This is a genomic window from Gemmiger formicilis (assembly GCF_018784445.1).
Classification (GTDB): Bacteria; Bacillota; Clostridia; order Oscillospirales; family Ruminococcaceae; genus Gemmiger.
Genome location: NZ_WQOH01000053.1, coordinates 1 through 19925 on the forward strand (window position 1 = coordinate 1; position 19925 = coordinate 19925).

The 19925-nt window shown below is 41.8% G+C and carries 18 protein-coding genes; 5 read left to right on the forward strand and 13 right to left on the reverse strand.

Translation table 11 applies throughout. The features are described from left to right. The first annotated feature begins 211 nt into the window (after positions 1–211). The 3 genes from GPK89_RS13970 to GPK89_RS13980 all read left to right on the forward strand — a co-directional run bounded on the left by GPK89_RS13970 (position 212) and on the right by GPK89_RS13980 (position 2573). Positions 212–370, forward strand: coding sequence for a hypothetical protein (locus GPK89_RS13970; RefSeq protein ID WP_215694075.1), 159 nt, complete (start codon positions 212–214; stop codon positions 368–370). Further along, positions 363–1697, forward strand: coding sequence for a hypothetical protein (locus GPK89_RS13975; RefSeq protein ID WP_215694077.1), 1335 nt, complete (start codon positions 363–365; stop codon positions 1695–1697). Before GPK89_RS13970 ends, GPK89_RS13975 begins: the two co-directional genes overlap by 8 nt. 645 nt (positions 1698–2342) lie before the next feature. After that, positions 2343–2573: a hypothetical protein gene (locus GPK89_RS13980; protein ID WP_215694079.1), complete on the forward strand. Its 231-nt coding sequence runs from the start codon at positions 2343–2345 to the stop codon at positions 2571–2573. A 281-nt stretch (positions 2574–2854) separates the two neighbouring features. On the opposite strand, the gene GPK89_RS16350 is transcribed toward GPK89_RS13980, so the two are convergent. The 13 genes from GPK89_RS16350 to GPK89_RS14045 all read right to left on the reverse strand — a co-directional run bounded on the left by GPK89_RS16350 (position 2855) and on the right by GPK89_RS14045 (position 16474). Beyond that, positions 2855–3646: a hypothetical protein gene (locus GPK89_RS16350; RefSeq protein ID WP_252261683.1), complete on the reverse strand. Its 792-nt coding sequence runs from the start codon at positions 3644–3646 to the stop codon at positions 2855–2857. A gap of 164 nt (positions 3647–3810) precedes the next feature. After that, positions 3811–4137, reverse strand: coding sequence for a hypothetical protein (locus tag GPK89_RS13990; protein WP_215694081.1), 327 nt, complete (start codon positions 4135–4137; stop codon positions 3811–3813). 174 nt (positions 4138–4311) lie between these two features. Beyond that, positions 4312–5766: a polysaccharide biosynthesis C-terminal domain-containing protein gene (locus GPK89_RS13995; RefSeq protein WP_215694083.1), complete on the reverse strand. Its 1455-nt coding sequence runs from the start codon at positions 5764–5766 to the stop codon at positions 4312–4314. An 8-nt stretch (positions 5767–5774) separates the two neighbouring features. After that, positions 5775–6887, reverse strand: coding sequence for a glycosyltransferase family 4 protein (locus GPK89_RS14000; protein WP_215694085.1), 1113 nt, complete (start codon positions 6885–6887; stop codon positions 5775–5777). Positions 6888–6916: 29 nt separating this feature from the next. Beyond that, the gene (locus GPK89_RS14005; RefSeq protein WP_215694087.1) at positions 6917–8134 is read right to left on the reverse strand and encodes a hypothetical protein; all 1218 of its coding nucleotides are present in this window, start codon (positions 8132–8134) and stop codon (positions 6917–6919) included. Further along, entirely contained in the window at positions 8134–8838 is a 705-nt protein-coding gene (locus GPK89_RS14010; protein WP_346344862.1) for a glycosyltransferase family 32 protein, read from the reverse strand. The genes GPK89_RS14005 and GPK89_RS14010 overlap by 1 nt, the downstream gene beginning before the upstream one ends. 9 nt (positions 8839–8847) lie before the next feature. Then, a complete protein-coding gene (locus GPK89_RS14015; RefSeq protein WP_215694091.1) occupies positions 8848–9249 on the reverse strand; it encodes a serine O-acetyltransferase in 402 nt (133 codons plus the stop codon). Positions 9250–9423: 174 nt separating this feature from the next. Continuing rightward, on the reverse strand, positions 9424–10617 hold the full coding sequence (locus tag GPK89_RS14020; RefSeq protein WP_215694093.1) for a glycosyltransferase family 4 protein: 1194 nt from the start codon (positions 10615–10617) through the stop codon (positions 9424–9426). A 1-nt stretch (position 10618) separates the two neighbouring features. Next, positions 10619–11707: a glycosyltransferase family 4 protein gene (locus tag GPK89_RS14025; RefSeq protein WP_215694095.1), complete on the reverse strand. Its 1089-nt coding sequence runs from the start codon at positions 11705–11707 to the stop codon at positions 10619–10621. Positions 11708–11718: 11 nt separating this feature from the next. Next, positions 11719–12459: a WecB/TagA/CpsF family glycosyltransferase gene (locus tag GPK89_RS14030; RefSeq protein ID WP_215694097.1), complete on the reverse strand. Its 741-nt coding sequence runs from the start codon at positions 12457–12459 to the stop codon at positions 11719–11721. Between the two features lie 25 nt (positions 12460–12484). Beyond that, positions 12485–13450, reverse strand: coding sequence for a type I phosphomannose isomerase catalytic subunit (locus GPK89_RS14035; protein WP_215694099.1), 966 nt, complete (start codon positions 13448–13450; stop codon positions 12485–12487). A 19-nt stretch (positions 13451–13469) separates the two neighbouring features. Continuing rightward, positions 13470–14780, reverse strand: a complete 1311-nt coding sequence (locus GPK89_RS14040; protein ID WP_215694101.1) for a sugar phosphate nucleotidyltransferase — start codon at positions 14778–14780, stop codon at positions 13470–13472. Between the two features lie 20 nt (positions 14781–14800). Next, the gene (locus GPK89_RS14045) at positions 14801–16474 is read right to left on the reverse strand and encodes a phospho-sugar mutase (protein WP_215694102.1); all 1674 of its coding nucleotides are present in this window, start codon (positions 16472–16474) and stop codon (positions 14801–14803) included. Positions 16475–17077: 603 nt separating this feature from the next. Between GPK89_RS14045 and GPK89_RS14050 the strand changes: the two genes are divergently transcribed. Further along, complete coding sequence (locus GPK89_RS14050; RefSeq protein WP_215694103.1) at positions 17078–18187, forward strand: site-specific integrase; 1110 nt, start codon at positions 17078–17080, stop codon at positions 18185–18187. Positions 18188–18744: 557 nt separating this feature from the next. Beyond that, on the forward strand, positions 18745–19839 hold the full coding sequence (locus GPK89_RS14055) for a glycosyltransferase family 1 protein (protein ID WP_215694105.1): 1095 nt from the start codon (positions 18745–18747) through the stop codon (positions 19837–19839). Positions 19840–19925 lie beyond the last annotated feature (86 nt).

The following is a 19925-nucleotide window of genomic DNA, read 5'->3' on the forward strand; positions in this document are numbered from 1 at the left end:
TCACAGACAGCAAGCCCTTTCGGCTGCTTGAACAATTTTTACTTCAAAATATTGTCTAACTTTTGGGGGTCACTTCATTTATCGCAATTAGGGACTTTTTTTATTGTTTTGACCGTATGAATATATTTTCGCAAAAATGTACAGGGTTTCGGATGTACATTTCGGGGCCCGAATTTACCCGAAAATCTACAAGTCAGGAGCACGCAGAACTATGAGTAAAAGCGCAGTTCCGTACCTCTACGGTGCGGAGGAAACCATACCAATAGAGCAGCTGCGTCCCTTTGCAAACCACCCATTCCATGTCAGGCACGACTTGGAAATGAAGGAGCTTATGGACAGCATCGAGGAAAGCGGCATCATCCATGGCTGATTTGGCCGATAAGTTGAAGGCGGCAGGAATCCAAATCAAACTCATCAAAGCAACAGGTCAAATCCTGTACAAGGCAGTGGGTTTGGATGGCATGTGGGTCCCCTCTGATGCACTCGACGCGGGCTATGCAGCAGATGAAATGGAATCTGCCTTGAAAGACAAGAAGACGCAGCTGAAAGAGGGTAGGGAAGAGCCGCTGTTCGCACTGTATCAGAAACTGACCGTCAAATATCCGGAAGTCAGTAACGCAACCGTAAAACTGACCAGCCGACAAATTGTGTCAGCCGGCAAAAATGGACTGCTGCTTCAAATAAGCGATGGAAACGGGAACCTTGCCAAAATGATGGCGAACAAAAGCCAAATCGAAACAACGCCGGATGGCGAGGTGATGCTGCAAATCGGGAACGACTTCTCCTATGACTTGGTTTATGACGATGGAACCCACGGCACGATCCGAGGCGCGAGGCTGATTGAAAAAATCGAGGAAGAAAACCAGACAACGCCCCTGCAAGTCACTTTGAGCGCTGACCAGATAAAGGCAATGTCCGTGCGCGGGGTCACAATTTCCCTGCCGCAGGACGGCATCGAGCGGCTTTTTATACCTGAAAAATATGTGGTGCGTGATGTCGCTGCTGGGCGGTGCGCAGTGTATCTGTATCCCAATCACCAGTACAGCTATGTTCCAACGGGTGATGAGCATAAACGACTAAGTGTCAACGGTGAAAAACTGGGTTCCCTTCTCGGAGTGACTATAAAGCAGACATCAGAAGGCTCGTCCCTAAGCCGCAGAATCGCAGCCGTGGAACGCCGTATGGGTATCGAAAACGCCAAGCACTTAGGTGCAATGCTCCTCGGAATGACGGATCAAAATCTGTATACGGCTGGTGATTATGACACGGTTATACGGAATCTCAGAAAAAATCAGATAGACCTCGCGAGCGAGATCGCAGAAATGCAGGAAAAGAAAAAAGGCTTTGCAACAGCTGCCAAAAACTTGCAGCTTTGCAAAACCTATCGGTCCGTATGGCTGGAATATACCGGATTGCCCCTAAATCAAAAAACAGAGTTCTACGCGGCCCACAGCCAGGAACTACAGGCTTACCACAGCGCTGCCGCAAAACTGGAGAAAGAAGGTGTAGATCAGCCTGTTGAGCCGGAAAAAGTGATTACCCTTGCAGAAGGTGTGGAACAGCGAATCGAAGAACTGAAAGTACAGATGGAGGAAGTGGATAAACAAGAAGAAAAAATTGCTCAGGAACAACGGACTGTGGTGCAAATCCAAAATTGCGAGAGTAATAGACGGGACAGTGAGATTGCAGTAATGTAAATAGATAGAGTCGAATTTATCTGCACGACAATGTATGAATAAATTGTAAAATTTAAAACGGCAGGTGTGGAAATTCAGACTTTTTTGATCTCTTACCTATTGAGGGGGAGTGCAACAATGTCTGAATGCCGAAGTGTTCTCTTGTTACGCTTTGAATTCATAGCATATGCCGCACGCGCACCTCCCAACTTTTGTGTTCGAAAACGAAAGCAAAAACAAAAGTGGAGGTAATTATGAGATCACGTGATAAGGTAAAAGAACAAGCTATGCAAATGCGAGAAGGCGATAACCAGCGCAGTCCATTAAAGGGCAGATTCACCCGTTTTATCAGGCATAGAATGAAATGGTATGCCTCCGAATATTACAGGAAGCATAAACCACGGGAAAATGTAAGCCCGTTGGACGATGTGGAAGATCAATTGTATGACCCAGAGGTGGATGTTGGTTTCGTTATGCGGAGCTCGTTGTGGACGCAGAGCGGTTACGCGCACAACTTACAGAAAAGGAAAATGAAATCTTGGCGTTGTGCTTGAAGATGTCCCGCAACATGGCCGCAAAGGAATTGCATTGTTCGGAATCTAATATCAATAATGCCATTAAAAGAATTAACAAGAAGGCACGCCGCTAAAGTGGAGGAGAAAAACTATGTGTTCTTTTGATTATCATTTTCACAGGGCAATGGAGTATGAAGATGACTTGGTGTGGATCATGGCTGTCTACTACAATTTAATGCGCGCTATTTGTATGATTTATTACTGGGACAATGAAAGCGAGTATATGAACATGATGGATCATTTGATGTCTTGCTTTTGGGAAGATCTGCGGGAATTCGTGGAAAAAGAAAAGATGGCTGAAAACAAAGAAAATAAGAAGTGAAGTACTTGCCTTGAGTACATAATGTCGCTTGAAAATGGACCAGTATGGATAGCACTTTAATGCCATCCCAGGGCGAGTGTATTTCAATCAGTAATTCACAGGATCCCTGCTCTGCCAGTTCGCTGGCAGAGCCTTTTTTGTACGAAAAACTATGACAGGATTACTCCAACCAGAATGTACTCTTTAGCTCCTCAATGATATCATAGGGATAACACTCAGCACAGCCATCGTGCGTTTCCATGTAGTCAATCAATTTCCGCGCAAGAGCAGTCCCTTGCTGGCTATGCCGTACCGTGGGGTGTCCTTATTAGTCCAAATCGGCAGAACAGTGCGTAAATGTACGAAACGCCCCGAACATCGCCGAGTGCCTTAGGGCGTTCGACTTCAGCACCGATTTCTTCAATATTTCGGAAAGCCAGCACTACAGAACTCCAGGTAAGCCTTTTGCTGTTCTCGCGCCGGGTGATCCACAGCTCTTTAGTAAATTTGCCGTGGCGTCCCATTTTTAGATCGTAAGTGAATGGCAAGCCGGAAAGCGTTGTAAATGGGTAATTGCGAAAAGCAACGACGCAGTTCCAAAGAGTTTTCTCGGTGGGATTTTCCCGCAAGCGCTGCACAGCTATATAACGGCGCTGGCGTTCGGCACCGGTGCTTAGGTTGTCTGCTGAGGTCTCGGCAGGGAAGTACAGGCATTTGCTGTAGGGTAGGTACGAAGCCACCGAGGATGAGGAAAGCTGCATATCACGCGCAGTGAAGGCGATAGCGTCCTTATGAGGGATGCCTTCCTGTTGATACGCAGAGAATCGCTCATTGACCCGAGCGGCTATGTCAGACCTATATACGCCGGCAGTGATCAATAACTTGCGCACCTTGATGGGGTTCAAAGCCAGCTCATCCGCAATCCTCTGCAGGGAAGGGTGGCTCTTCCCGGAACCATACAGCAGCACAGCCTGCTGCATCTGGCGGCAGAGAAGTTCCTGCGCATCGTGATTCGGTTTTCTTGGATTTGGGGCGTCATCTGAATAATGTTGATTTGATGACAAGGTTTTATCAGTGTTGCAAGCTGTTCTCACGGAATCGGGCTCCTTACTGAAATGAGGTGGGGGAGAGGGGACTACTACGATTGAAGGGCTGGAATTGAGTTTAGTTCATATAGAAGGCGTGTCATATTACTGCGTCACAATCTATATGGCTGCCTCTTAAAACAGCCATGCAACTCATGCACGGCTGTTGCTGATTATTTCAGCTTATCAATGATTTCATCGGCACTCATGCCCTCAGCCAGAAGCTTCTTCAGCATGGCCTCTGCCTCACCGCGCTTTGCAGCCTCAGCAGCCGCAGCCTCAACAGCGGCCTTCTTGGCCACCAATTTAGCCAACTCCTTGTCGAGCTTCTTTGCTGCAGTCTTCTTGCTTTTTAGTTCTGCTTTCAGCTCTTCGATATTTGCAGCAACAGCTGCAATCTCATTCGCTGCAGCATCCTTGTCAGCCTGCTTTTGAGCAATAAGCGCTGCATAATCAACTGTCAAAGATTTCTTGTTTTTGCTACCTTTAGTTCTGGGCATAAGTACCACCGCTCCATTCAAGTTTATATTTCGAGTATAACATTATGGAGTAGAAAATGCAAGGGTTAAGTCACATCAATTGTATGTCTTTATCGTTTACATCGCAGAATACCGGGACGAGCCCATTACGTACAATCGCGTGGGTGGTGTATAATGGTTCCGTAAAATTAGACATCATAACCTCCTAAATCGACCATTAAAACTTTTTCTAATGTCACTTAGAATATCATCCTTTGTAAACGATAAAATTGAAAAATAAACAACTATTCCACTTATAATCAGTAGTAAAGTAAGCGTAAACATTCCCACCTGGCCTTGTATCAAGATTTTAATCAAAGATATAACAGCATACATTATCGCTGCCACTCCAAGATATTTTATCGCGTTTTTTATTATGAGATTTAAATCAATATATTCTTTTGCAAAAAATCCTTGTATTATTAACGTAACAATTTCGGAGCCTACAGATGCTACTGCTGCACCACATGCACCAAGTTGCGGAATAAGGATAATATTAAATACAATATTAAAAATCATTGCTCCCAACGTTGCGATTGTCAAACAGTTTTGCCTTCGTAACGGAAGGAGTATTCCATTTCCTATTATCATGCTAATAGCTGACAAAAGAGTCATCGGGGCAAAAATACATATTAATGTTGCAGATCTTTCATAGCCGGAACCCAAAAACCATGGCACCATCACGTCCGCTATCCCAATCAATCCCATTGTGATAGGTGCTGCAATAAATAGATTTAATCTAATCGCATGATTAATAGTGCTCTTAACCGCCTCTTTCCCAGAAGTTACAATCATTCTAGGGATAGATGACAATAGCACTGCACCCATTGCCCCCATCATGTTTTGACATAATCTAATTATTTTAATTGCCTGCTCATAATATCCGTTTTCCGCCATACCGTTCGAGGTCATACCCAGCATCGTTTTATCTATTGTATAGTATAGTTGAATTGACAAAACAGGAACAAAAAGTTGGAAGAGCTCAACCAATCCATGCGAAATGCTTTCCTTTTTAAATTTAAAGTATTTGAAACTTATAAACTCAGGCAAATATAACCACAAGGATAGATTTCCTAGTAAAATAGTCACTGTTTGAATTATTGCATACAAATACACATCGGTCTGTTTTTTTACAAAAATTAGAGTCAAAAGCAATCCCACTAACTTAACAACAGTATTTCGCACCACCGTAAGCCGAAACTGCTCCATTCCCTGAAACAAGTATGTAATATCAAAAAAAGCAGAAACAATGGCGATTGATTGAATCAAATACATCGTTTTATATTGACTTGTTTCAATAAAAAAAAGCACAAAGGAACCATACGCCAATAGCGTAAAAATCAACTTTTTTATTTGAATTTCAAAGAATAGACTTGATAATTTTTCCTTATCATTCTTTTTATATGCTGCCTCTCTTTGCCCATATGTCTGAAAACTGAATGAAGCAACCAAAACAAAATAGGATACTATCGATGCGGTAAAACTATACACACCAATGCTATCCACGCTTAAAACTCTAGAAATATATGGAGTCGTCACTAAGGGAAGTATAATAGATAATATCTGATAGACTGTACTGTATATATAATTTATTTTTGTTTTTTGATCCATAATTCATCCTAAATACATTCTTCTATAAATTTCCAATATTTATTTGCAATATTCTCATAGGAATATTGTTTCTTCACGATTTCAGAAATTTCAATTAACTCTCGTTCTGTTTTCGGATTTTTGAGTTCTTCTAAAATTTGCTCTGCAAGCTTTGATTCATTATCAGTTGGTTCATAGTATCTGCACAATCCCATTGTCACTTCTTTTTGTGCAGTATTATTTGCAACAATCGTGGGTATGCCACTTCCCATCATTTCAACCGAAGTCATTCCGAATCCTTCAAAGTGTGATGCATTAATATATATACGTGTTTTTTGTATAATCGACGATAACTGCACATCTGTTACAAAACCAGTAAAGATAACTCTGTCTTCTAAATTATTTTCTTTTACAATTGCCTCAAACTTATCTATATTTTTAGGCAGTTTTCCAACAAGCATTAAGTTCAACTCTGTATACCGAGCAACCTGTGCATAGGCCCTAATAATGGTATCAATATTCTTATGTGGCCACTGAATGTTGATCGATGTAATATATTTTTTACTCTGATCTTTACAGCAAAAATCTTTAAAGCATATTGGATCATATATCGTATGATATTTAGCAATATACTTTGAAGCTTTTGAGATCATATCGTTTTTATCAAAATCAGATATTGCAATTATATGGTCACACACCGATAAAGTATTTTTAGTCATAATAGCCGCGCACATAGGATATATCGACCGATCTGATTTGTATATTGTCAACGGTTGTATATCATGTGGAATAACTATTGTTGGAACATTCAGTTTGACTGGGGGAACAAATTTATTGGTATATAACACAGCATCGATGTGTTCGTCCTTTATCACTTTATTTAGCTTCTTTGCATACACAACATCTGGAATTGCAGAAATCAAAGGACTAAACCTTGTCCTACATGTTATTCTACTAATAGGTACAACATAATAACTTTTATCTATTGCTTTAACTTTTTCGACCAGTTCATCTCTTGATACGCAAACTATACTTTGCGTCAACTGCAATTGAGAAAAACCTTTGAGCAAATTATATGCTACTTCATCTTTTCCACCATTATGGTCACTTGTAAAGGTGCTTAAATCAACTAAAAGTCTCATTCTATATTCCTTTCCAATGGTGAACACACTTATATTTTATTAATTCGTTCACCTAATATCTTTTTCTCGTTCTTCGCAAGAATAACTGCTAAAGTCACTGCAAACTCAACACCCGCATTTAACAGGGTCGATTCCCCCGTCAATGCGATACACAGATATATTAACAGTAGAATCGCCGACCAGTTTATCTGTTTTTGAGGGCGAACCATTTTTAAGAGATTTTTTATTGATATAGTTAGCAAAATAATTCCAACCACACCAAACTGAGCGATGTAGTATGGATATCCTGTATCTCCCAAAACCGCAGTAGGATTCCCCTGTGCATCAAATATTTCTTTTATATGCATAAAAGAATAAATCTTCGAAACATATTTTCCCGAAATATGTGATGCAAACGTTCCAAATCCAGAGCCTATTGGAAAACATTTTGCAGCCAATTTAACAGAACCCGCCCAAAAACTCATTCTACCGGATTCAGTCCATTTCGTAACGACTGAAAGCTTTCCATAAGAAACACCCATTACCAAACTAATCGCTGTTATCCAAAAAAGGGCTTTATGCTTTTTTGACCATCTTGCTCCGCATTTCGCATAAATGAAAATAGCCACAAACGCTAATATCTTAGTACGCATTGTTAATATTAGTGTTCCCAAACACATAATGACATATATACTATTACGTTGATTGTCTTCTGAATCAATAAGGCAAAGAAGAAGTACCTCTACAAGACCTAATGAATTCGGGTGATTAAACAAAAACTGATATGAATATATTCCATGCCTGACTTCATCGCTTTGAGATAATCCTATATCCTTAAAAACAGAAACCACACCCAGCACAAAAATAACCGTTATTGCAGCTTTTAAAACTTTAAATCCATACCTATCTAAAAAACGTCTAATTTTTTTATCAAAACCTAAAAATCTGATTGCCGTAAAGCAGAGTGGAAATTTAATGAAACCAATTATATCTCTAATAATAGCTTGCCATGTTCCCGCATAATTCCATATCAGGTTTGCAATTAGACCCGTTATAACAATAATAAACCATGGCACAATAAATCTAAAATCACAGTTTATAAAGAAACGACCTTTATTCTTTTTTACTCCTTTAAAAACACACATCAAGGCCAAAAGAATTGTAGCACCTTCATCCCATAGTCCACAAAAAGATGGCAAGGGAACAATGTTGAAAATAGCACCATTAAAAACAAAAAGTAGAAATAGCCATCCAAGAAATATTGTCATTATATTACTCCAACATGTCTTAATTTTGTTCCTATAATAAGCCTGATTTTCCGATACCAAGGAAGCCAGCTCGCTGTATAGTGATGCGTTGCCAACGTTTTTTCTGTAATATTTGTCATTCTTTTCTTTCCATCATACGCGCAAAAGAATTCGCTCGGATAAACTCTTAACACCCCTAAATCTTGGTATATATCCTCATGCACATATCCATATCTATCTAAGATTCTCGTGATTCTCTTATTAATTGTAATGATATCTTCAATTCTTAAATTATCAAATTTTGTGTGTTCATATTCATTGACCATTTCGTGTACAATAATATCTCCCGACTCACATCCATACACCAACCCTGGTGCTACAAGTTTCGAGAATTCTTCAATTCCCGAAAATGAATGTTCCCTTAATTCTTCTGGAAATCTTTTTATAACTTCAACATCTGTATCAAAATAGATTCCACCATATAGGTCTAGAATCTTCATTCGTGCATAGTCAGAAACATATGCCCACTTTTTTTGTTTGTACGCCTGTTCAACATAATCACATTGGTGAATATCAAAATTGCCTTCATTCCACTCTATAATTTCATAATCCGGAAAATGTCGTTTCCATGATTTGATACATTCTAAGATCAACTTGCTTTTTTTATTGCCGCCAAACCAACAATAATGAATTTTTTTGGGAATCATCTCATGCCTCTTATCCAAATTACTTTATCAGGGTTTTCCGTCATTAAACCAAAACACACTCGAATATGAGTTGTTGTTACTTACCTTTTTCGCCGGAACTCCTGCAACTGTAATTCCTTTTTCTAATACATTTTTTACTACAACAGTATTTGCTCCTACAGCGCAGTCATCTGCTATTTTTACATTACCGATAACCTTACATCCACTCCCTAAATAGACATTGTTTCCTATCGTTGGGACACCTCCACTTCCCGCACCGATTGTGACCCCTTCTTGGATTCTAAGATTATCTCCAATTTTTGCATCACCATTAATTTGAATTGTTCCAGCATGCGCAATTGACAGACCTTTTCCACAGCAATTTGGCCCTATCCCAATGCCTAATTTAACAGAGTTTCTATGATGCAGCAATTTGTATACCTGCTCCATCAATTTTCCTATTTTTTTCCCCCCGATTCATCCAATACTCATATTTTCTAAGGGTGATTTCATATTTCCATATTTCATCTGTAAATGGACGAGGAAATCTTCTAGTTATACCAAGCTGTTTTTTATCCGCGAAAAGATATTCTTTTAAATCTTTCCTACTTGAAATTATTTAATTCACCTCGAATCAGTTTTTTGATTCATGATTGCTTTGATATAAAGTTCTGCCATCATTTCAAAATTAAATTGCTTTCTTAAGTCTTTATCTTTTGACCGTGCTTTCTCCATCATCTTCGAATCTAGCGACATCATCAATGCGTCCTTTAATTGTTCAATATTATCAGGCTCAATTTGATAACCATTTACTCCATTTTCAATAAGCTCATACGCACTTCCGACAGCCTCTGTTGCTATCACTATTTTCCCATGCTGAATCGCTTCATTTATTGTTAGTCCCCAAACATCAACCCATCCTTTAAAGTAAGTAACTGGATAGACAAAAATGTCACATTGAGAAAAATAATTTCCCCTTATGGAAGGTCTTACACTCCCTACAAATTTAATGTTTTTAATTTTTAATTTTTCTGCCAACTTTTTGCAGTTTTCTAAATTTTCTCCATCGCCCGCTATCAGCAGGTAACTGGAATCTTTCACATCTGAGCAAAGAAGAGCGTATGCCTCTATTAAATTTTGAACGCCCTTTTGCTGTAATATCCGTCCCAAGTATAAAATAATCTTACTCTCAGATGGTATCGTGTACTTTTTACGCAGGTCACTATACTCACACTCAGGTGTCTCGCTCACATCCGGAATCCATACGATTTTATTTTTGTTCACGCCGTTTGAAATAAAATATTCCCTGTTCTTTTTTCCAGTTGAGAATATTACATTCACCTGTTTATAGATCACTCCTGGAATAATACGTAATACCAAATTCTTAATTCGACGCATTAACGGTTGCTTTTCAATCGGGGCATCCCATTTTTCCCAAAAATATCCTGTGTTTACATTTTTCTTGCGACATTTATATATGATATAGGCACTATAAATTACTTCTCGAATAGAATCAATCGGCGGCAATTCTACGAAATCATACTTTTCCACATTTTCGATAATTTGTTTTAATTCTCGAATTCCCTGTTTTCCACCTGGGAGAAACGTACATTTCAGCTTTTTTGCCCTTTCATACTCGATCTCAAACCCATAATCTTTTTCATTCTGCTTTTCATTCGTGAAGACGAATTCAACATTTACTCTTTCGGATAAAGCTTCAAACCATCCTATCCTATACTCTGGAAGTGTATTATGAAAGAAAAGGACATTTACTTCTTCAGATTTAATATTTTCTGCATAAAACTGTCCATCGTTCATCTTATAATCCCTCATAAAAATCAATATATCGTTTGGATAATTTCTCAAAAGAGAATTCATCCTGATATCGTTTCATCGCTTGTGTTTCCATTTCACTTCGTATTCTAGGATTTTCTATTAGCTTATTCATTTTCTCTGCCAATTGCACTGGATTACGCGGTTCCACCAGATAGCCGTCTACGCCATCACGAATAATTTCTGGTGTTCCATCTACTGCCGTACCAATCACTGTTTTACCAACAGAATAGGCTTCAATCGGCGTAAGCGGAAGCCCTTCCCAAAGCGAACTCAGAACAACAAAATCCAGCTGGCTCATTACATTTTGAATATCATTCCTGTAACCAAGAAACAGAACCTTATCCTGTAATCCTTTAACCTTTACCTGTGCTTGAAGCTGCTCTTTTTCTTCACCATCACCCACGATAATAAACCGTGCTTCCGGGTGTGCTTTTGCTGTAATTTTCGCAGCTTCAATAAAATAGGTCATGCCCTTTTGTTCAGACAATCTTCCAATATTTCCAATCAGCACATTTCCTTTTGCGTGTTCCTTATAAAGTATTTCAACCGGAACAATTTTGCCGTCAAATGGCTTAACGGCATTATGGATAACACAAACCTGCTCTTTAGAAATTTCAAAATAATCTATCAGGTTTTTCTTGACCATTTCCCCTACAGCAACAACTTTTGTATTTCGATATGCCAGTTGAGTCAATTCCTTCTTGTCAGTAAATGTGTTGTGTGCATTCGCAACTTTTACGACACTCCTTGGTGCAACAAGTTCAGCATAGAAAGCAGCCATCCGATGATGGGAGTGGACGATAGTAATCTGTTCCTTATCTATAATGCTTTTTATTAAACGACAGCTTTTCAGCATATCCATCGGATTTTTGCTTGTAATGTCTGGAATCAGATAATGCTTGATTCCCATTTCTTGCAGCTTTTTCTCGTGGACACCGCCAGACGAGCATACAATGATTTTATTTACCTTGCCTGTTAATATTTCGCACAGTTGTAGAACAACATTTTCCGTACCGCCAAGGTCCATCGTCCTTGTTATCATCAAAATATTCTGTTCACATAATGATTTCATTCTGTTGTCTCTTACCTTTTATATTTAATCGCTAAACCAATAATCTTTCGATCATCCACTAGGTAGCGTTTTGCCATGCGCTTTGGATCTTGGGTGATTCTAAATAGCCACTCCAAACCATGATTTGCCATCCAGCGTGGAGCTCGCTTAATGTTTCCTGCTTCAAAATCAAAACTAGCCCCCAAACCAAAAGAAATGGGAACACCAAGTTCTGCACAATGATGATACATAAATTTCTCTTGTTTCGGACAGCCCAAACCGACAATCAAAATGTCCGCTCCAGATGCCTTGATCATCGATTTGATCTTATCCATTTCCACAGGATCTTTTTCGAAGCCGAACGGAGGAGAGTATGTACCAACAACCTGTAATCCCTTAAATCTGTTCATTAGATTTTTAGCAGCTTTTGCTGCAACGCCCTCTGCCGCACCTAAGAAGAACATTTTATATCCTTTTTCAGCAGCCATTTTGCAAAGAAGCGGGAACAGATCCGAGCCAGAGATCTTTTCTTTAATTGGTGTGCCATACCAATTGGCAATCCAAAGCAGTGGCTTCCCATCTGTCAGAATTAAAGACGCATTTTTGTACACCGCCTGCAGTTCCTTATTTGTTTCAAGCTGCACAATGTGATCCACATTAGGAGTAACAACATAGGCGCTTTTCTTTTCTTGAATCAGTTGATCGATTGCCTGCAATGTTTCCTGCATTGTCAGGTTATCAATTTCTGTATTCATAAATTTCATTCTTGCCATTTACTCACCCTCACAACCGACTGATTTAGCACCGAACTTTAATCAGTTCTGCATCACCTACAACCAAACATCTGCCCAGTCCTGCCGGCAAAAACAATGTTTCACCTTTGCTAAACCGCATCGGCTTCTGTTCTGCGTCCATCGTTTGTACTTCACCGTAACCATTCAGGCACATCAATACCTGAAACGAAGTGTCCATCACGGAAAAAGCAAAGCCTTTTGTGACCCGAATTCGTTCTGTTTCAAAATATTTACAACGGCAGAGCAACTCACGGGAGCAGCCAGAGTAGTACTTAACAATTCTCGTTTTCTGGCTCACAGCCGGTGCAACTTTCATGTTCATGACCTGCACAGCTTTGTCAAAGTGCAGCTCACGCTTTTTACCGTTCTTATCCACACGGTCATAGTCATAAACCCGGTAGGTCACATTGGAGCTCTCTTGGATTTCAGCCAGCAAAATGCCCTTTCCAATACCATGCACAGTACCTGCTGGAACAAAATAGGTATCGCCTTTGTGAACTGGAACCTTTTGCAGATGCTTGCCCAGTGTTCCAGTCTCGACCGCTTTTCGGAGGATTTCTTCCGTTACCTCATGCTGGAAACCATAAATCAAGCTGGCTCCTTCGTCAGCATCAATGACATACCACATCTCTGTCTTGCCGTTGTCGCCTTCGTGTGCTCTTGCATATTCATCATTCGGATGAACCTGAACGGACAAGTCTTTCTTGGCATCGATGAATTTCACCAGCACAGGTAATTCACCATTTTCTACTTTTGTTCCAAGGTATTCTGGATGTGCTTTCAGCACCTCAGCCAGCGTTTGGCCTTTAAAAGAACCGTTTGCAATGTAGCTAGGACCATCCGGGTGCACAGAGCACTCCCATGTTTCCGCCAGCGGTGTCAGGCCAATTTTCTTACCGTATTCTTCACGGAGCCGAGTACCACCCCACAGATAGTCCTTACCGGTTGGAACCAATTTCATGATTTCCATTGTTTTATCTCCCACTATCCTAGTCCATCGGGAACTTAACCTTATCGGAAACGCTGATTTCTTCACCCAGCTGAACTTCAATCATATCCAGTGCTGTAATGGCCTTCACTGTATGCTTGTAACCTGCTGCGATGGTGATCACATCGCCAGTACGCAGCACCTGTTCCATACCGTCCACAACTGCCTTGCCCTTGCCGGAAACAACCGTCCAAACTTCCTCACGGTAGTTATGCATATGGTAAGTCATATGCTCGCCAGCTCTCATGGAAACCTTGACTGTCATAGAACCAGGCTGAACATCGATTACTGTATAAGTACCCCAAGATTTCTCAGCATACATCGCTTCTGTCTCGATTTTTTCCACATAGGGCTTCATATAACCACTACGTTCTTTATCAGCAATCAGGATACCATCGCCACTGGCCGCAATGATCATATCCTTGCAGCCCATGCAGAGGATGGGGATATTCAACTCATTCACAACATTGGTGTTCTCGCAGGTTTCGTCGAGAATGGCTTTACCCTTGGTCTTATCTGCCATGACCTCGGCCATCATGTTCCAAGTGCCGACATCCTTCCAGTCGCCGCTGTAACGCAGAACCTGAATGCTGGACTCTTTCTCGACCACGGCATAGTCAAAGCTAATCTTAGTTAGGGTGTCGTACTTGTTGAACAGGTTACGGTAATCTTCAAATTTGATCATGCTGTGCGCCTTATCCAGCAGATAGCCCAGCTTGAACGCAAAGATACCAGCATTCCACAATGCGCTCTGTGCCAGATATTTCTTAGCCGTTTCCACATCTGGCTTTTCCTTGAATTCCTTGACCTTGCTGACGTTTTCGCCACTTTCAGGGATAATGTAACCATACTTTTCGCTGGGATAGGTCGGCTCAATGCCCATCAGGGTCAGATTTGCGCCACCTTGCTCTGCCAGCTCCTGAAGCTTCTTGACAGCTTCATAATAGGTGTTATCCACATAGGGGTCCACCGGGCAGACAACAACGGCCTCGTTTTCGGTCACGCCCAGCTCATCGTGGAGATAGGCTGCGGCCAGTGCGATGGCCGGGAATGTATCACGGCGGCAGGGCTCTACGCAGATAGAAGCCTTTTCCCCCAGCTGATTCTTGATGGCACTTGCCTGCGATCTGCTGGTCGCAATGGTGACTTTTGCATCTGCGTCTACCGTAGTAATCTGACGGTAGACACGCTGTACCATAGACTCATACTCGTCATTATTCTTGAACAGCTTGATAAACTGCTTGCTACGCACATCATTGGAAAGAGGCCAGAGACGCTTACCAGAACCACCGGAAAGTAAAATAATATTCATTTTTATTTCTCCTCTATGTTTTACTTCAAGAATTCTTCAGCACTCTTGCGGATCTCTGCTTCCACATTTTCGGCAGCTTCCTTGTTCTCTGCGCTGACAGAGATATAGGTCTTAAGTTTCGGTTCGGTACCGGAAGGACGCACCACAATGGAGCAGTTATCCTCCAGCAAGAACTTGAGCACATCGGACTTAGGCAGACCATCCAGACCGGGTGCATAATCTAGCAGCTTCACGACTTTCTTGCCGCCAAACTCCTTGATATCGCCCCGGAATGCCTGCATGATACTCTGCATCTTGGCAAAGCCGGCGCTGCCGTCAAACTCATAGCTGTGCAGCGTGTTCAGGCAGTAGCCGTAGGTTTTGTACAGCCCGTCCAGCTTGTCCAGCAGGCTGATGCCCTTGGTCGCATAGTAGCTGAACATTTCGCAGATCATATACGCACCGTCCACGCCGTCCTTGTCGCGGACGTAGGAGCCGGTCAGGTAGCCGTAGCTTTCCTCAAAGCCGAACACATAGCTGTCTGCCTCGCCCTGCTTTTCCAGCTTGCCGATCTGCTCACCGATGAACTTGAAGCCGGTCAGCACATTGATGGTACGCAGTCCGTAATGGGTAGCGATCTGTTCGCCCATATCCATGGTAACGATTGTCTTTACCATAACCGGGTCCGCAGGCATCTTGCCATGCTTCACGCGCTGGCTGCAGATGTAATCCAGTAGCAGCATACCCGTCTGGTTGCCGGTCAGCAGTTCGTATTCCCCGGCTTTGTTCTTGACGGCGATACCCACACGGTCACAGTCGGGATCGGTTGCCAGCAACAAGTCTGCATTGCACTTCTTGGCGTATTCCATGCCCAGCGCCATGGCTTCCTTGATTTCCGGGTTGGGGTACGGGCAGGTCGGGAAGTTACCGTCCGGCTGCTTCTGCTCCTTGACCACCGTGATGTTGGTGTAGCCCATTTCCTTCAAGGTGCGGGTCACCGGCTTCAGCCCAGTGCCGTTCAGCGGGCTGTATACGATGGCTACATTCTTATTAACTTCTTCACCGAACAGGACGGACTGGCTCTTGACCTGCTCCACAAAGGCGGTATAGACATCGTCTGGGATGTACCGGATGCTGCCGTTTGCCACACCTGCTTCAAAATTGCTGGTCTTGACGTCTGCGAAGATGTCCAGCTTCTCGATTTCGGCAAGAATTTCTGCTGCGGCTTTAGTCGTAATTTGGCAGCCGTCTGCACCGTAGACTTTATAGCCGTTGTACTTGCTGGGATTGTGGGAAGCCGTCACCATGACACCGGCAGAGGTGTGTAGATAGCGGGTCGCAAAGGACACGGTTGGAACCGGCATCAGGGTCGGCCAAATATTGACCTTGACGCCATTGGCGGCAAACACACCTGCGGCGACTTTTGCAAACACATCGCTCTTGATGCGGCTGTCATAACCGATCGCCACAGAAGGCGTTTCAAAGTTCTTGTTCAAATAGTCCGCCAGACCCTGAGAGGCCTTTGCCACGGTATAGACGTTCATGCGGTTCGTGCCTGCTCCAATCACGCCGCGCAGGCCGCCCGTACCAAAGGCAAGGTTACGATAGAACGCATCCTCGATTTTGGCATCGTCCAGCGTTTTCAGTTCTGCCAGCACATCGGCATCGGTGGTGGCATTCGCCAGCCAGCGTTCGTATTCCTTTTTAATATCCATAATATTACCCTCATTTTTTTCAATGCCAAACCAGATCTCACTTCCGTTCAACATATTCTGTTCACTAGTATTTTGCCTCACAATCAGCGAGCCGCCATAGAGTATAAATGCGACTTTATTTGTATAGTTCTGCCAATCCCATCCAAACTTTGCCACAAATGTTTCGTCTATTCGTTGTGAACAGAAACAAGCCCACGGTTTATTGCTCAACAGCAACCACCCCGTGGGCTCAAATTGTTCTTCAAGTGTTTTTCATTCGTTTTTACAGGGCGCAGTTATAGTACATAAAGCACCTCTGATAACCTTCACAATTCCTCTTTCGGACACTTCAACAAATGAGATACTTGAAGGACAATTCAAGCCTCTAAAAAGTATCATCCATTTTGAGAATGGATGATACCCATTTCCACAGAAGCCCATATATAATATGTATAGGTATAATACCACACAATGCGATATTTTTCAACAGTACAAGTTATACCAAACTGTACTCGAATACATTTTTGTCACTTTCACCATATTGGGCACACTTTTTCCTATGGGATAGCCGAAACAGATAAAATCAATGCTACATCATTACAATTTTTTTCAAGGAGGAGCATTATGGCAAAGCGCGGAGAAAACATCAGAAAGAGGAAAGATGGTCGTTGGGAGGGTCGATTTATTAAGGGGCGAAAGTCTGATCGAACCGCAATCTGGGGGTACATTTATGGGCATTCTTACAATGAAGTAAAGGAAAAACTCACCATCAAAAAGATGGAGGTGCAACAATTTGCACTAAATGTAAACAATCCGACTTTTTCAGAGCTTTCTCTCACTTGGGAAAGCTCCATTTTTTTAGGTGTCAAATCTTCTACAGCAGCACACTATCACTACACGATCCAACACTACATTTTGCCTGTGCTTGGTCCATATCGTGTTCAAGCTTTGAATGAAAGCATTCTAGAAAGCAGCCTTCTGGAGATTGTTGCTCCTGCAGACAAAAATCACAAGGTCCTAGGCAATGCGATGAGCAAGGAGTGCTTGACTCTTGTTCGGAGAATTTGCCGCTATGCGGTACATTTACATGTTATGCGTCCCATTGAAATTGATCTCAAACTTCCAGCTGTGAATCCGTCCAACACTTCGGTTCTAAATAGTATGGAACAAAAATCTGTTTGTGCTTTTGTTCGCTCTTCGCCAACACCCAGAAGGCTTGGTATGCTGCTGATGATGCAGATGGGGCTGCGTATCGGAGAAGTGTGCGGGCTGCAATGGGGTGATTTCGACCTGCAAAACGGTGTTCTCTCTGTTCGGCGCACTGTTAAGAGAATTTATATGGCACCCGGAAAAACCACCTTGGTAACGCAGTCTCCCAAAACGCAAAGTTCCGAGCGCGACATTCCTATCCCAACAAGTATCCTCAGCCTTCTAGAAGGAGAGTATGTCGGACAGAGTAACGATGTCTGGTTTCTATCAGATACCGAACTTAGGCCAGTTGAACCGCGCTGCTATTACAAAAGCTTGCAAGGATACTTAAAGCAGGCTCAAGTTCCTGTTGTCCGCCCACATGCGCTGCGGCATACATTTGCAACAACCTGCCTGCAAGCAGGCTGTAATGTGAAAACTCTGAGTGAATTGATGGGCCATTCAAATCCTGATATAACTCTAAAACGCTATGCACATTCTTGCTGGGAGTGGAAGCAAAATGAAATGAATCGGATTTACGGGTGAGGGGTCAAAAGAAGAGTCGGTTTTATATAAAGTCACATATTATCAGCATTTAGAATCTACAACCTTCAATTCTCAAAATGGATGATACTCCTTAGAGGCTTGAATTGTCCTTCAAGTATCTCATTTGTTGAAGTATCAGAAAGAGAAATTGTGAAGGTTATCAGTGTGCTCACATACTATGTTGCGCCCTGGAAAACGAATGAAAAGTGCTTGAAGAACAATTCGAGCCCACGGGTTGGTTGCTGTTGAGCAACGAGCCGTGGGCTTGTTTCAGTTAATTTAAAACAGGGGCTTTTTACGAGGATTTGAATAAACAGAAGCTGTGGTGGCAATCGAAAAACATTTGCGGAAGATAGCCACCGTGAGAAAAAGCGCCGACTTTAGTATGACGAGCAAGCGGTTTTTATAGATTGCTTGGCTCAATGTGAGACTTTCCATATAAGGACGAAGAATTTTAGGAGCGTATCAAGTATTTGTTTGGCGACGGTTGAGCAAACAGTTTGGAACTTGTTTAAGGAAGGAAAAAGTTCAGACAAAATAAGAACGGGGAAAAGAATATGATTCGAGTACTTCAAGTTGTTAATATAATGGATCGGGCAGGGCTCGAAACAATGCTTATGAACTACTATAGAAATGTAGATAGATCTCAGGTGCAATTCGATTTTTTGACGCATAGAGATACGCCAGGCGCTTATGAAAACGAGATCAAAGAACTAGGCGGAAAAATATACCGCGCCCCGCGTCTATATCCACAGAACTATCTGCGTTATTTTTCTTTCCTATCAAATTTTTTTGATGAACACCAAGAGTACAAAATAGTGCATTCTCATATTGATACTATGTCAGCATTTCCACTGTATGCTGCTAAAAAAGCTGGAATACCAAATAGAATAGGGCATAGCCATTCATCAAAATTGGACTTGGATTTCAAACTTCCCATTAAGTATGCTGCAAAACTTCTTATGCCCTACGAAGCCAACTGGTATTTTGCCTGTAGCCAAAAGGCTGCTGATTTTATGTATCCTGGGGAAAATGTCAAAATAGTACACAATGCAATAGATTTAACAAGATTTCAATATGACAACCATAAACGAAATGATATAAGAAACAAGCTGAACTTGAATGGGAAATTTGTTATTGGACATGTTGGTAGATTTTACTATGTGAAGAATCAAATGTTTTTATTGGAGATTGTGAATGAGATAAAGAAGGAAAATACGAATGTTCGGCTTTTGCTAATTGGAAAGGGAGAAGATGAAGAAGCTCTTAGAAAAAAGGTTGAAGATTTAGGGCTTCAGGAAAACGTGATTTTTCTTATCGATAGATCGGATGTTAACGATTTGTATCAAGCAATGGATGTATTTGTTATGCCATCCATCTTTGAGGGACTCCCTGTTGTTGGGGTAGAGGCTCAGGCAAATGGTCTTCCGTGCTTGTTCTCAAATACAATTTCCGATGAAGTGCTTCTCACAAATCGAGCCGAAATGATGAGCCTAAAATGCCGACCTAGAGAATGGGCTGACAAAATTATGAATATGCGAAGAGAGAAAAGCCAGGATACGCGAACTCAATTGGCAGAAAAAGGCTATGATATTCAAATTGAGGCCCAAAAGTTACAGGAATGTTATGTTCAAATGTACAATAGTAAATAAGAGTCAAGAGACTAACTATTAAAAGTCAAGCCCCAAAATGAAAAAATCCGCCAACCGACCGCGGCCCCTGACAAACAGCATTCAAA

Excerpts from the sequence above, each read along its gene's own strand:
- GPK89_RS13970 (WP_215694075.1), top strand. The coding sequence starts at position 212 with ATGAGTAAAAGCGCAGTTCCGTACCTCTACGGTGCGGAGGAAACCATA.
- GPK89_RS13975 (WP_215694077.1), top strand. The coding sequence starts at position 363 with ATGGCTGATTTGGCCGATAAGTTGAAGGCGGCAGGAATCCAAATCAAA.
- GPK89_RS13980 (WP_215694079.1), top strand. The coding sequence starts at position 2,343 with ATGTGTTCTTTTGATTATCATTTTCACAGGGCAATGGAGTATGAAGAT.
- GPK89_RS13990 (WP_215694081.1), bottom strand. The coding sequence starts at position 4,137 with ATGCCCAGAACTAAAGGTAGCAAAAACAAGAAATCTTTGACAGTTGAT.
- GPK89_RS13995 (WP_215694083.1), bottom strand. The coding sequence starts at position 5,766 with ATGGATCAAAAAACAAAAATAAATTATATATACAGTACAGTCTATCAG.
- GPK89_RS14000 (WP_215694085.1), bottom strand. The coding sequence starts at position 6,887 with ATGAGACTTTTAGTTGATTTAAGCACCTTTACAAGTGACCATAATGGT.
- GPK89_RS14005 (WP_215694087.1), bottom strand. The coding sequence starts at position 8,134 with ATGACAATATTTCTTGGATGGCTATTTCTACTTTTTGTTTTTAATGGT.
- GPK89_RS14015 (WP_215694091.1), bottom strand. The coding sequence starts at position 9,249 with ATGGAGCAGGTATACAAATTGCTGCATCATAGAAACTCTGTTAAATTA.
- GPK89_RS14020 (WP_215694093.1), bottom strand. The coding sequence starts at position 10,617 with ATGAACGATGGACAGTTTTATGCAGAAAATATTAAATCTGAAGAAGTA.
- GPK89_RS14025 (WP_215694095.1), bottom strand. The coding sequence starts at position 11,707 with ATGAAATCATTATGTGAACAGAATATTTTGATGATAACAAGGACGATG.
- GPK89_RS14030 (WP_215694097.1), bottom strand. The coding sequence starts at position 12,459 with ATGGCAAGAATGAAATTTATGAATACAGAAATTGATAACCTGACAATG.
- GPK89_RS14035 (WP_215694099.1), bottom strand. The coding sequence starts at position 13,450 with ATGGAAATCATGAAATTGGTTCCAACCGGTAAGGACTATCTGTGGGGT.
- GPK89_RS14040 (WP_215694101.1), bottom strand. The coding sequence starts at position 14,780 with ATGAATATTATTTTACTTTCCGGTGGTTCTGGTAAGCGTCTCTGGCCT.
- GPK89_RS14045 (WP_215694102.1), bottom strand. The coding sequence starts at position 16,474 with ATGGATATTAAAAAGGAATACGAACGCTGGCTGGCGAATGCCACCACC.
- GPK89_RS14050 (WP_215694103.1), top strand. The coding sequence starts at position 17,078 with ATGGCAAAGCGCGGAGAAAACATCAGAAAGAGGAAAGATGGTCGTTGG.
- GPK89_RS14055 (WP_215694105.1), top strand. The coding sequence starts at position 18,745 with ATGATTCGAGTACTTCAAGTTGTTAATATAATGGATCGGGCAGGGCTC.